Origin of the sequence: Pantoea allii (assembly GCF_002307475.1) — a bacterium.
GTDB classification, from domain to species: domain Bacteria; phylum Pseudomonadota; class Gammaproteobacteria; order Enterobacterales; family Enterobacteriaceae; genus Pantoea; species Pantoea allii.
This window is the reverse complement of sequence record NZ_NTMH01000011.1, coordinates 280,096-295,173: the sequence shown is the minus strand read 5'-3', so window position 1 is coordinate 295,173 and position 15,078 is coordinate 280,096. Positions and strand designations below refer to the sequence as shown.

Below are 15,078 nucleotides of genomic sequence, written 5' to 3'. Positions count from 1 at the left end.
AGATACCTGAATTATCGCGCAACGTTGCGCGCACTGACAGCCACAGCTAACAATAACAGTGCAATAAGCAAAAATGCACCGCTAAGGCTAATCCATTGAGAAATGAACCCGATCAACGCCGGACCAGAAAGAATACCTGCATATCCCAACGTTGTCATGGCAGAAATCGCCAGGTTCGCCGGCATATCATGCTGATTACCTGCCGAATTAAATAACATGGGCACGGTGTTCGATAAACCAAAACCCACCAGTAAGAAAGCCAGCAGTGAGGCTTCTGGCCAGGGCAGGAGCACGGCTAAGGTCATGCCTGAAGCCGCCGCCAGCGCGCCCATCAACATGACCGGGTAGCGGCCAACGCGGTGAATGATTTTATCGCCGCTAAAACGTCCAATCGTCATGGCGACGGAAAACAGGGCATAGCCCAGCCCGGCATGCGCCGTTGTCATTGAGGGGTTTTGTAACAGCAGAAGTGCGCCCCAGTCGAGCACGGCTCCTTCCGCTAAAAACAGAATAAAACACAGCATGCCCAGAAAGGCGACGCGTCCACGCGGAATCACCAGCCACGACTGATCGGGCTGATGTAAGCGCTGATTCATATAGGTTGGCAGACGCCAGAGCAACAGTACCCCCATCACGGCCATAATGATTAACACGGCTATTAACGGGGTAAACGTCAGGCTTAACAGCAGGCTAACCGCACCGGCACCCAGAATACCGCCCAGGCTAAAAAAAGCATGGAAGCCCGACATCATCGGTCTGCCGGATGCTTTTTCCACTTCTACCGCCTGATAGTTCATGGCGACGTCCAGCATGCCCAGTCCGGCACCAAACAGCATCAATGTTGCTGCCATTAACAAATGTGTTTGCACTGTGGCGAGCAGCGGCATCATGAATAACACCACTAACGTCGAACAGACGATCACTCTGCGGCAGCCAAAGCGCGCCACTAAGGTGCCGGTCACCGGCATGGCAAGGAGTGAGCCAATTCCCAGACACAGCAAAAGCGCACCCAATGAGGCGCCATCTAAGTGCAATCGATCGCGTGCATAGGGCACCAACGGAGCCCAGGCAGACATCCCCAATCCGTTGATCAAAAAAATAGTACGGGTGCCCCCGCTCAGGCGGCTGTCAGATTGGCTTGATTTTGCGGCATCCAGTGCTGTCATGGCTCTAATTCATCAGTAGCAAAGCAGAAAAGTGTAGCATCAATTTCCTGTAAAACGCTGTGAGAACACAGGTTTAACAGGTTAACCGGCCTGCTGTAACAGGTCATGAGAAAAGCCAGTGTACCGACTTTTATCCTGATGGATGTGTTTTCCAGAACTTTCCTGGCAAAGCCCGCGAATAAACCCAAAACAGCTCCCTTTCCAGGACGATCTTCATCACAAATTCGCAAGGTGAATAGCTTAGCTGAATTTGAGTATCTGGCAGAAAGCAAAGAACCCAAAAAAGAGAGTCTTTTCCGTCACTTTTGCTATTTACTGGAAACATTTAGCAATGTTTTGACATGGGAGATCATCTTTCCCACCCTGTGCTCTGCTGATTAATCACAAATATGGCTAATGTTATTTTGATTAATTCATAAATAAAACTGCATCTTATGATTGATTTTTAAACGCGATAAGTTAACTATTGATTGCATGGTGTTGCTGTTTATGAACATCGGTTAACAAGAATTTTAAAAAATAAAGTAAATGCTTAGGACATGGTCGGTTTTCTGTGTCTTTTTCTCGCACTGCCCACACCAGACTGAAACGTTTTCTGATACACAGCATGAAAAAACGTCAATGTGAAATCATAACTTATTTTTATGGTTTTACATTTCAGCTAATTAGATATTCTGGTGGAGCAAGGTCAAGATGGCAGAACTCACTCAAAGTCGCGTCGATATCATTTCTCGTGCAAATGGTACGCTCACGTCTCAGGTCAACGGCGGCATAACACAAACGATTACGCTCAGTGAACCCAGCGTTGTACGCATCAACGGGACACGTGAGGCCGTCGTACAATACCAGCGTCAGGGCGACGATTTAATCGTCCAGATGCGTGACGGAAGTTCTGTTCGCTACAAAAAATTCTTCCTGGATGATGCCGCAGGCGATCACAGTGAACTTGTCTTTGACGATGGCGTGAACCCGCCCGATCATGCGCTCTTTCCCACCACGGCTGGTGCAACCGATTTAGCCACGACAACCGTGACGCCCAGCTATGAGTCGCTGGATAGCGTGGAGCCGCTTCTGCTGGCAGATAACAGCAATATTTCCACCGGCCTGATGACGGCGAGTGGTGTCGGCTTGCTGGGTCTTGCGGGCGCTGCACTCGGCACCCGCCGTGGCGGTGGTGGTGGTGGCGGAGAAGACAACGCGGCTACGCCAGGAACTCCAGGTACACCGGGAACGCCAGGCACACCCAATACACCTTCCCTTAGCGTTAATCCGTTTGCCGGTGACAACGTACTGAACAATACCGAGAAGGCCAGCGATCAGCCGGTGTCGGGCACCACCACCAACGTCGAGGCGGGGCAGACCGTCACCGTAACGCTGGGCGGGCAGACGTACACCACCACCGTCGGGCCAGACGGCAGCTGGAGCGTGACGGTGCCGTCGGCGGCGCTGACCGCGCTGGCGGCGGGCACCACCACGCTTAACGTCACCGTCAGCAATGCGGCGGGCACTACCGCCAGTGCAGAGCAGGTTGTGACGGTGGATGCTCCGGTTACCACGCCGGGCGCACCGACGCTGACCGTTGATCCGTTTGCCGGTGACAACGTTCTTGATAATACCGAGAAGGCCAGCAATCAGCCGGTGTCGGGCACCACCACCAACGTCGAGGCGGGCCAGACCGTTACCGTGACGCTGGGCGGGCAGACGTACACCACCACCGTCGGGCCAGACGGCAGCTGGAGCGTGACGGTGCCGTCGGCGGCGCTGACCGCGCTGGCGGCAGGCACCACCACGCTTAACGTCACCGTCAGCAATGCGGCAGGCACTACCGCCAGCGCAGAGCAGGTCGTTACGGTGGATGCCCCGGTTACACCACCGGGCCCACCGACCATCACGGTAGACAACTTCGCCGGTGACAACGTACTGGATAACGCCGAGAAGGCCAGCGATCAGCTGGTATCGGGCACCACCACCAACGTCGAGGCGGGGCGGACCGTCACCGTAACGCTGGGCGGGCAGACGTACAACACCACTGTCGGGCCAGACGGCAACTGGAGCGTAACGGTGCCATCCGCAGCGCTCGGGGCGCTGGCAGCCGGTTCCACCACCATTGACGTCAGCGTCAGCAATAGTGCAGGCGCCAGTGCAACCAATAATGAATCCATTACCGTCGAACCGGCAACGGGTACGCCTGGTACATTGACCATATCGCAGCCACTGGGCGGTGATGGCTTCCTCAATGCCCTTGAAGCAGGACAAGGATTAACCGTAAAAGGGTCGATCGCGGGTGGTTCGCCAGGGCAGCAGGTTGCGGTCAATTTTAATGGCGTTAATTACAACGGAACGGTAGATGCGAATGGTCTCTGGTCCGTCACCATTCCGTCAACCGCGTTTAACGGGGTAAGCGATGGGCTGAAGCAGATCACCGTCAGTACGGTAGACGCCAACGGTAATCTGTTATCCGATACTGCAGACGTTACGTTGCAGGCTACGACCCTGCCAGCCATTACCCTGGATGCCGGATCGGTGAGCGATGGGGTGATTAACAACCTGGACACCGCCAGCGATCAGGTGCTGAGCGGCAGTACCGGGATTACCGGTGCCGGGCAACAGGTCCAGGTTCAGTTGGGTGGCAAAACCTACGATGTTCCGGTTAACAGCGACGGCAGCTGGAGCGTGACGCTACCCGCGGGCGATCTTGCTGTGCTGCCCCAGGGTAACAATTCACTGATCGTTAGCGCAATCGATCAGGCCGGAAACGTGGTTACCCAGACCAGCACCGTAACTATTGATACGCTGCCACCCTCATTGGGCGTGGACCCCGTGGGCGGCGATAATACGCTCAGCGTAAGCGATTTGACGCAACCGCTGGTATTGAGCGGTACCGGTCAGAATGGCGATCAGGTCACCATGTCACTCAATGGCCGGTTCTATCGCACGTTTGTCACGACTAATGGGCGCTGGTCGTTACGCATCGATCAGTCCGATCTGGCTGCGTTGCCTTCGGGTAATAATCCTTTTACCGTGACCATCACCAACGCGAATGGCAGCCAGACGACCTACACCAGCGAGCTGAATGTCGCCACAGCACCAGAAGTGCAACCCACGCTGAGCGTTGACAGCGGGACTTTTGCTGGCAACGGTGTGCTGGATGGGTCAGAGCAAAAACTCCCTCAAACCCTTACCGGCACATCGACTAACGTAGAGGCCGGCCAGCAAGTCACCGTAACCATTAACGGTGTCACTTACAGCGGCACCGTTGAGGCAAGCGGAAACTGGAGCATCAGTATACCGCCAGCCGCACTGGCAACCCTGAATGAGGGTAATCAGGCCCTGACCGTCACCGTGGTGAATGCCGCAGGTAACACGACCAGCACTGAGCTTAACTTTGTGGTTGACGCAACGGGAAGCAGCGTTGCTCTGGCTCCTGCAGGCAACAACAACTATCTCAATGCCGATGACGTGGCAAGCGAGGTGGTGCTTAGCGGCAGCACCAGCAATATTCCGGCGGGCAGCATTGTTAACGTCAACGTTAACGGCACGAACTACACCGGTACGGTGGGTGCGGATGGCAACTGGACGGTTACGCTGCCGGCCGGCAGCCTCGTGGGATTACCCAACGGTGCACTTCCGGTGACGACCACCATCACTGACGCTGACGGCAATACGCTGGCGACCAGTACCTCAGATATTAATGTCGTGGCGACGGACGTGCCGGTTGCCACACCGGGTGATGCCTTTGTTGATGGCGTACTGAATGCCAGTGAAGCGGCAGCGGGCGGTTTTATCACCGGCAACAGTGGTGTAACCGGAGAAGGGCAGCGTGTTGTCGTCAGTCTTAATGGCGTCAACTACACCGGTATCGTCGATAACGCCGGTAACTGGCAGGTCAATATTCCTTCTGGCGTGCTCACCGCCTTACCCCAGGGAACGGTGCCTTATACAGTGACCGTTACCGACATTGCCGGTAACACCAGCAATGCGTCCGGCAATGTCACAGTAGATACCTTACCGCCAGCGCTGACGGTGGCTACGCCGTCTGGTGATGGCGTTCTCAATGCTGCTGAACTTCAACAGCCACTGGTCTTGAGCGGTAACAGCGAAGGCAATGCCATTATCGTGGCGAATATTAACGGCACAACGGTCAGCACCACCGCCAATCCAGACGGTAGCTGGACGCTGGAAGTACCGCCTGCTGCGTTCAATGGGCTGACCAACGGCAATTATCCTTTAACCATTACCGCCACCGATCCGGCGGGCAATGTCACGACCGATACCAGCAACCTGACGGTCAAGGCAGATGCGGCTTCATTACCCACACTCACGCTGAATGCTTTTGCCGGTGACAATCTGATTGATGGGGCGGAACGCCAGGTTAATCAGGAACTGTCGGGTACCACGACGAACGTCGAGGCCGGGCAGGTGGTGACACTGACCGTGGGTAGCGATGTGTTTAGCGGTACCGTTCAGGCAGATGGAACATGGCGGCTGACGGTGCCAGCTACCGTTCTGTCGTCCCTGGCGGATGGCAGTGCCACCTACACGGTTGCCGTCAGCGATGCAGCAGGAAATACCACGACAGCGGATCTTGCTCTCACGGTTAACAGCAATGCATCTGGCGTGGCGCTGGATACCATAAGCGGTGATAACTTCCTGAATGCCAGCGAAGCCGGTGAGCCGTTAATCATCACGGGAACCACCGTCAATGTGGCACCAGACAGCACCGTCACGCTGCAGTTTAATAATGTCACCTATAACGCCGTGGTCTCCGCTGGCGGTACATGGAGCGTGATCATCCCGGCTGCTGCGCTGGCGAGCCTGGCGGATGGTCCTGCCACGTTGACGGTGACAGCGACGGACACGACGGGTGCCGCCCTGAGCAGCTCAGGCACCTTAAACGTTGCGATCAACAACCTGCCTAATCCTGTCGTGATTACGGCATTCGGTGACGGCACCCTCAATGCCGCTGATATTTCCAGCACACAACAGCTGAGCGGAACCACGGGCGTAAGCGGTGTGGGTCAGACCGTCAGTGTTTCACTGGGCGGCAATGTTTATAACGGTACGGTAGACGGCAATGGTAACTGGCGTGTGAGTATTCCTGCCGATGCCTTAACTACACTGAATGAAGGCAGCGCCAACTACAGGGTTACGGTCACTGACGCCGCGGGTAACAGCCGTGAGGTAGACGGTAATGTTAACGTTGATCTCACGCCACCAAACCTGACGCTGGACCCGGTCGCCGGGGATAATATCGTTGACGCTTCAGAAAGCACCGCGCCCATCGTGCTCAGCGGCAGCAGTGACGCCGGTGAAGGCCAGGTGGTGACCATCACCCTCAATAACCAGGTGTGGAATACCACGGTCGATGCGAACGGCAACTGGAGCTTTACTCTGCCCGCGGGTGCCCTTGCCGATGTTGCGGCGGGAAGCTATACCCTGGCGGTGACCGTCAGCGATGCGGCGGGCAACAGTTTTACAGAAACCCGTGATATTACGGTCGCGACGGGAACCTTAGCGATAAGCATTAATACGCCATTTGCCGATGATTATATCAGTCAGGTCGAGGCGGCCAGCGAACAAACGCTCACGGGCACGACCGGTCTCACCGGTGCGGGCCAGATTGTGACCATCACACTGGGCGGTAATGACTATGCGGCAACGGTGGATGCACAGGGTAACTGGACGGTCACGCTTAGCAGCGCAGTCTTGCAGGCACTGCCTGAAGGCGCGAATACGGTCGTCGTCAACGTCAGTGATGCCACGGGCAGCAATAGCGGCAGCCTGAGCACGTCGGTCACGGTCGACTTCACACCACCTGAACTCAGCCTTAATCCTGTTACCGGTGATAACCAGATTAACGCGCTGGAAATCCAGCAAAATATTCCGATTACCGGCACCGCATCGCTGGCCGATGCAGGGCAAACGGTGACGGTGACACTGCAGGGTGAAACCTATCAAACGCTGGTTTTGTCGGACGGCACCTGGCGTCTTGAGATTCCAGCCAGCGTGATGCAGGGCTTGCCGGATGGCACCTATCAGCTGGACATTACGCTGACGGATGCCGCAGGCAACCAGACGGCGTTAACCCAGACGCTGACGCGCGTTGCAGACAGCGCGGCATTGCCTGTACTGACCGTTGATGCCATCAGCGATGATAATTATGTTAACCGGGTTGAAGCGGCTGCAGAGTTAACCATCAGCGGCGGCAGTACTAATCTGACGGCGGGTCAGGTGGTAACTGTCTCGCTGAATGGTCAGAATTATACGGGTGAAGTGCAGAATGATGGCCGCTGGACAATTACCGTCCCGCAGGCGGATGTGAGTGCATTACCTGACGGACAGCTGAGCGTCGTCGTCAGCGCCACCGACGCTGCAGGCAACCCGACCAGCAGCAACGTAACCCTGAATGTCATCGCCAGTGACGCGGCCCAGCCGACGCTGAGTGTGGACGTGGTCGCCAATGATGACATTATTAACGCAATCGAAGCGGGTTCGGACCTTGACGTGAGCGGCGGCAGTACGCATCTGGCGCAAGGAACGGTAGTGACCGTCACGCTGAACGGCGTCGGCTATACCGGTTCGGTGGATGCCAGCGGCAACTGGACGGTGTCAGTGCCGTCTTCAGCCCTGAGTGGCCTGCCTTCTGGTTCACAACAAACCTTTGTCATCACGGCGGATGATGTGGCAGGCAATACGGCCCTGACCAATCACAATGTGTCTGTTGATACGACCCTGCCGGTATTGAGCGATATCAACCTGAGCGCAGGCGCGTCACTTAACCAGGCGGAGTCGTTGCAGGATTTAACCGTCAATGGCAACAGCGATCCGGGCGCGCAGATTACCGTCGTGCTGAATCAGATCACTTATACCACCCTTGCAGACGGTAACGGCGCCTGGTCACTGGCGATCCCGGCTGCGGATTTGCAGCAACTTAATGATGGACGCCAGACGTTCACCATTACCGCCACGGACGTCAACGGTAATATCACGACCAATAACAGCACCACGCTGGATGTGGCCTTCCGCACATTGCCTGAGCTGACGCTGGATACGCCGTTTGGTGATGGGCTTGTCAGTCAGGCTGATGCGGCGGGCGAGCTTACACTCAGCGGCAATGCCACCAATCTGCCAGAGGGCACCCCGATCACGGTGACGATCGGCGATCAGACGTTTAATACGGCGGTCGGCACCAACGGTGCCTGGACCTTAACGCTGGCACCGGGCGCGCTGGACGTATTGCCAGATGGTGCAACGCAGGTGGTTGTCACCGCCAACGATGCAGCAGGGAATCCAGCTGAAGTCAGCGCTGGTGTAGAGATCCTGGTGACGACACTGGCCGATCCAACGATAACCCCAACGTTGTTTGGCGATAACATCATCAATACCAGCGAAGCGGCCTCGGTGCAGTTAATTACCGGCACGGCGCCGTTTGGTGACGGACAAACCGTCAGCGTCAGCGTAGATGGCACACCGCTTAACGTGACCATTGATGCGAACGGCAACTGGAGCGCCAGTCTGCCGCCAGACGTGATAGCCGGGCTGGCGGATGGAACGCACACGATCAGCGTGACCACCACTGACCGTGCCGGAAATACTTCGGCGACTGCCACGCAAGACTTCATAACGGCCACTGCCCCCATTGCGCTGCCGACGATCAATACGCCATTTGGTGATGGTCGTATCAACGCTGTCGAAGCGCAAACCGATGGCACGTTAAGCGGCAACCTGAATATCGATAATGCAGCATCCGTTACGGTAACGGTTAACGGCACAGCCTATGCCGCGACCATCAATGGTGATGGGACCTGGTCACTGGGTCTGCCTTCAACCTTATTGCAGTCACTGCCAGACGGTAACTGGCCGGTCACGCTGACCGTGACAGACACCAACGGCAATACGGCATCCATCAACAGCAACATCGTGGTTGCCATACAAACGCTGCCAGATGTCAGCCTCAATTTGCCATTCGGTGACGGCGCATTGAATGCCAGTGAAGCAGCACAAAATCAGACGCTTACCGGTTCGACAGGCATTAGTGGGGATGGTCAGACGGTAACGGTCATCCTCAGCGGCTTTAATAACGATCAGCCGCTCAGTGCCACCGTTCAGCCTGACGGAAGCTGGTCACTGGTGCTGACGCCCGATCAAATGGCGCAGATCCCTAACGGCAGCCATGTGATTACCGTCACCGCCACGGATATTGCGGGCAATACCGACAGCACCACGCTTAATGTGGTCACCGCCGTCACCGTTCCTGTGCCAACCTTTGCCGACCTGCAGTTTGGTGGCGACAATGTGCTGAACATCAGCGAGGCCGCTGCAGGCGTAACGCTGACCGGTACGACCGGCAGCACCGGTGCAAACCAGGCAGTAAGCATCAGCGTGGATCTCAACGGAACACGCTATCCTGGGACGGTCGATGCGAATGGCAACTGGAGCGTCACGATTCCGCCTAATGCATTAAATGCGATTGGCACGGGTCCCCACAGCGTCACCGTGAATGTGGTGGATGCCACGGGTAACCCCGCCACCGCGCAGTTTACCTTTAACGCCGATCTGACCCCGCCGGCACCGAGCGTCGATCCGCTGCCACGTGACGGCTATGTCAACGCCGCTGACGTGACGAGTGGCATCTCTCTGACGGGCAGTACTGGTGAGGCCGGTGACGGGCAACAGGTGGTGGTGACCATTGGCACCACCACGTTCAATGCCCAGATCGCGGCGGACGGGAGCTGGACATTGCCGTTGAGTAACGCGCAGCTGGAAGCCTTTACCGACGGCACCTATCCGGTTTCCATCACCGTCACCGATCCCGCCGGAAACAGTACGACGCTCAGCGAATCGCTGGTGATCGATACCACGGCACCTTCGATCACCGGGGTGACGTTTGCGGGTGATAATGCGCTTGATTACGCCGAGAGTATTCAGTCTCAGGTATTGACCGGGGTCGCTGAGGGCGCGGAAACCGGCACACAGTTAACCGTTTCCTATAACGGCACCGTGCTGGGTACGGCGGTCGTGGGCGCGAATGGCGCCTGGAGCCTGACGCTGACGCCAGAGCAAATGAGCACCTTTACACAACCGACCACCACCTTAACGCTTGCCGTTAGCGATCTGGCAGGTAATCCGGTCACCCAGGATCTGACGCTACAGGTTGACCTGACACCGCCACCAGGCCCGCTCGTCACGCTGGGCACTGTGTCGGGTGACAATATCATCAGTACGGTCGATCAGCAGGCGGGCGGCGTTGTGGTCAGCGGAACATCGCAAAACCTGGGGGATAGCGGCGTCGTCACCGTCGTGATCAACGGGGTGGAGTACAGCACTACGATCGACGCTAACGGTAACTGGACCACGGCAACGCTGCCGGTCAGCGATTTCGGGAGCACTGACGGACCTGTCACCATCACCGTCAACGCCACCGACGGAACGGATACCGTGTCCACCAGCGGTACGGTTCAGATCGATCTGACGGCACCTACACTGACGATTAACAGCTTCGCAGGCGATGATGTGGTTAACGCCAGTGAGAGTTCAACGCGTCAGACGATCAGTGGTACAGCAGACACCAGCGAAACGGGCCGCACGGTGACCGTGACGCTGAACGGTAAAACCTACACAGGGATCGTCCAGAGCGACGGAACCTGGTCCACCAGCGTGCCAGCCAGCGATATGCAGGCACTGGCCAACGGTGAAACGACCATTACTGCGCAGTTGACCGATGCCGCCGGTAACACAGGTACCGCCAGCCGTAATATTGACGTTGATACGACCGCACCATTGATTGAGATTGATAGCTTCCTCGGCGATAACCTGGTTAATGCCGCCGATCTTGCCGTCGGGCAGGTGTTAACGGGCAGTGCAACGGGGGCAGAAGAGGGACAAACCATTTCTCTGTATGTCGGAGATGGTGCCCCCATCGCGACAGGTGTTATTGGCGCTAACGGCGTCTGGAGCATTGATTTAACACCGGAGGTGCTGTCCAGCCTCAATGATGGTGCACTGGTGTTTGGCGTTCGCGTCAACGATCAGGCGGGTAATCAAACGGATGCCACTATCACCGTGAACAAGGTGGTTAACGCCGCCTTAACGCTGGTGGTTGATTCCGTGTTTGGTGATGGCACGCTGAGCGCGATCGACACGACGGTTGCTCAGACCATTACCGGTACAGCAACGTCGGCGGGTGTAGGCGCAACGGTCGCGGTTACGCTTGGCGGCACCACGCTGACCAGCACTGTCGGTCAGGACGGTAAATGGGCGATTGTCGTGCCGCCATCTGTCCTGGGTTTGCTGAGCGATGGTGAACTGGCTGTGAACGTGACGCTAACCGACGCGGCAGGCAACACCCGCAGCGTTGGCGAAACGGTCACCGCGATTGTCGATGCCGTGCCTGTAGTGGGTAACCTGACCGGCCTGTTTGGCGGTGATAATTTGCTGAACATTGCCGAAGCGGCGGTCAATCAACAGATTGGCGGGGTGATTGAGAACGCGGCGGTAGGTTCACGCGTGACCGTTATCCTGGGAACTCACACTTATAACACCACGGTTCAGGCCGGTGGTAACTGGAGCGTGACGCTGCCGTCCAGCGATCTGACGTCGTTACTTGATGGTAATCTGACCCTGGGCGTTACCGTTACCGATGCCGTTGGCAATGTCGCCAGCAACAGCGCGACTATCGGTATCTTTACGCAAACCCCAACCATCAACCTGACGTCACTGTTCGGCGATGGTGTGCTTAACCTGGTCGATATTGCCACCAGCCAGACCATTAGCGGCGTGGTGAACAACGTTGCTGCAGGTTCACTGGTCACGCTGAATGTGGGTAACAGCCAGGTAACGGCAACAGTGGGCAGCAACGGGGCTTTCACCGCCACCGTAACGCCGGATATTCTCGGCACCCTGGCACAGGGTAATCTCACCGTTAGCGCAACGGTCACCGATCCAGCAGGAAATACCGCCTCCACCAGTGCCGGTATTCGTGTGGATACTCTTGCGCCTACGCTTACCATCAGCCCGCTGTTTGGTGACGGCTTGCTGAATGCCGCCGATGCGCTGCTGGGGCAGACCATTGGTGGCGTCGTGAGCGGTGCAGAAGCAGGTTCTCGTGTCGTGGTGACCGTGGGTGGTCAGCAAATCGTCACGGCAACCGACGCCAGTGGCAACTATTCGGTGGCACTGACGCCAAGGCTGCTCCAGGGCCTGACGGACGGTACCTTGACGGTCGGCGTCAGCGTTACGGACAGCGCCGGTAATACCGCCAACAGTTCAGCTTCTGCCATTGTAGGTATCAACAATTTACCTAAAGTGACACTCAACCCACTGTTTGGGGATGGCGTACTGAATATTGCCGAGTCGCTGATAACCCAGACGGTTAGCGGCACCGCAACCGGCGTAGCCGCCGGCAGTACGGTAAGGCTGGCGATTGGCAGCACCACGTTAACAGCGGTGGTCAACAGTGATGGCACCTTCTCGGCAACGGTTTCACCGGCGATTCTGTCAACCCTGCTCAGCGGTAATTTTACGGTGGGTGCCTCGGTAACCGATGCTGTGGGTAATACTACGTCCACCAGCGCGGGCGTGCAGCTGGCCCTGACTCAGCCTTCTCTGACGGTCAATACCGTGTTTGGTGACGGCATTCTGAGCGCCGCCGATCTGGCTTCTAACCAGACCATCAGCGGCACATCAAACCTGTCTGCGGGGGCGACAGTCAGTGCAACGCTAAACGGCATCACCTATTCAACGAAAGTCATCAGCGGCGGCAGTTGGACAATCAGCGTGCCAAAAACCGATTTGACGGGCATCAGCGATGGCGTTAAAGCCGTTGCGGTGACCGGCACGGATGTTAACGGCAATACTGTGACGGGCAGCGGTAGCCTGAGCGTCATCAGTAACACCGCGCCTGCCTTGACGATTACCTCGCTGTTTGGCGATAACGCGTTGAACGTGGCGGATGTTAAAACTACCCAGACCATCAGCGGTACAGCCACTAACGCCGAAGGTTCGGTGGTGCAGGTGACGATTGGCAACCAGACCTTTACGACCACGGTCAGCAGCAATGGAAACTGGAGTATTCCTGTCGCTGCTTCCAGTCTCGCGGCGATTGCAGATGGGCTCTATACCATCTCGGCCAGCGTGATAAACGGCGTGGGTAACACGGGCAATGCATCGGCTCCGCTGGGCGTCGCCAGCCGGACTACGCCAACGGCGGGCATCAACAGCTACTTCGGTGGTGATGGTTATCTGAATATCACTGAGGCGAATGTTGCAGAAACCATCAGCGGCACCAGCAGTAATGCGGTTGGGGGGCAGGTTTCCGTTAACGTGGCGGGTAATATTTTCACGACCACGATAGGCAGTAACGGTACATGGACAATAAGTGTGCCGTCAGCCACCCTGAAAGGCATTGCAGACGGAAGCCATTCTGTTGCCATCACCGTCACCGATGTGGGCGGTAACAGCACCACGACCACAAGTAGCTTTACGGCACTGTCGCACAACCAGCCCCTTGTGGGCGCGGACCCCGTTCTGAGCGTAGTGTCATCGTTGGTAAATGGACTCACCGTGCAAGGGGGTTCGCTTAACGCGGCTCAGGGTACAAAAGTCAGCGTCACCTTGCTACTGGCGAACGGCAACAACGGACCGACGATCAATACCACGACGGATGCGCTGGGACGTTACTCCGCTAACTTCAGCCCTTCGCTGTTGTCGGTAGGTGGACTGCTGCTGTCCTTAAATACGCTGGCTAAGATCACCATTACGGATGTGGCCGGTAACAGCTACACCACAACCAATACGTTGCTGGCAGGTGCTGTGTTGCCGGTGGCCACCACGTCGGCCACCGAATCCGTCGCGCTGTTCTCGGTGGTGGACGACAGTGCTGCGTCCAGTCTGGATACGCATCACAACACGCAGTCCACTGAACAGGCAACACCTACGGTGCATGTGGCTTCAACCCTGACTACCGAGGCCGATGTGGCCGCGCCGGTCAGTGCGGCGGAGGAGAATACGGCTGTCGCGGCGGCTGCCGTGGCTGAAACCGCAGTAGATCAAACGCCAGCAGAGGAAAGCTACAGCATTGGAGGCGTGGTGATTACGCTGGCCGATGGCACGACGTCAGAAGGTGCAACGGTCAACGGTAGCAGTGGTGCTGATACGGTCACGGTAAGCGATCTGCACTTTAACCATATTGATGGCGGAGCCGGTACCGATACGCTGGTGCTGAACGGTGAACATCTGACGCTGGATCTGACCGATCTTGGTCTGAAAGTGGAAAATATTGAAGTGCTCGATCTCGGTCAGAGCGGGACGAATTCAGTGAAACTGGATCTCAACGAGGCACTGAATATTACTGACAAACAGAGCGATGATCTGATGATTAAAGGGGCAGATGGCAGCCTGGTCACCCTGGTTAACAGCCTGGGCGGTACGTGGGAGATCAGTGGAGAGCGCATGGTGAATGGCCAGTCCTATGAGGTCTACCATAACTCGGCACTCACCAATGACAACACGCTTGGGGATGTGCTGGTCCAGCACAATCTGCAGGTACACGTCGTCTAAATTGCCACATCGTAGTTAAGCAGTGACTCACAGCAGCGGTTGCGTAAGCACCCGCTGCTTTTTTCTGCAAAATTGCGGGCCGCCACGCTCTGTGAGCGATGCGCAAAATGGACGCACTGGCTGGAGGCCAGCCTGCTTATAAACCTGCACCAGGCCTTGCGTTGCCGTTTCGGGTAAAGGCTTCCTGTCTGAGTAAAGGGGGCCTCATAGCGCAAACCCGCGGGCCGTGGAAACCTCTGCGCAGTTACCTGTATCCATACGACGGGTTGGCCGCAGCCTTACTTTTGACGCTTTGGCATCCTGCATTGCCGCTTTTAAGAATGGTAAGCCCTGTAACTTCTTCAAACAGGTTGTT

Annotated in this window: 2 protein-coding genes; one reads left to right on the top strand and one right to left on the bottom strand. The window is 56.7% G+C overall.

Annotated elements, in window-relative coordinates:
- Window positions 1-11: 11 nt before the first annotated feature.
- Window positions 12-1,166: an MFS transporter gene (locus tag CMR03_RS04200; protein ID WP_096010871.1), complete on the bottom strand. Its 1,155-nt coding sequence runs from the start codon at window positions 1,164-1,166 to the stop codon at window positions 12-14.
- A 693-nt stretch (window positions 1,167-1,859) separates the two neighbouring features.
- Here CMR03_RS04200 and CMR03_RS04190 point away from each other — a divergent pair.
- Window positions 1,860-14,723, top strand: a complete 12,864-nt coding sequence (locus CMR03_RS04190; RefSeq protein WP_096010870.1) for an Ig-like domain-containing protein — start codon at window positions 1,860-1,862, stop codon at window positions 14,721-14,723.
- Window positions 14,724-15,078 lie beyond the last annotated feature (355 nt).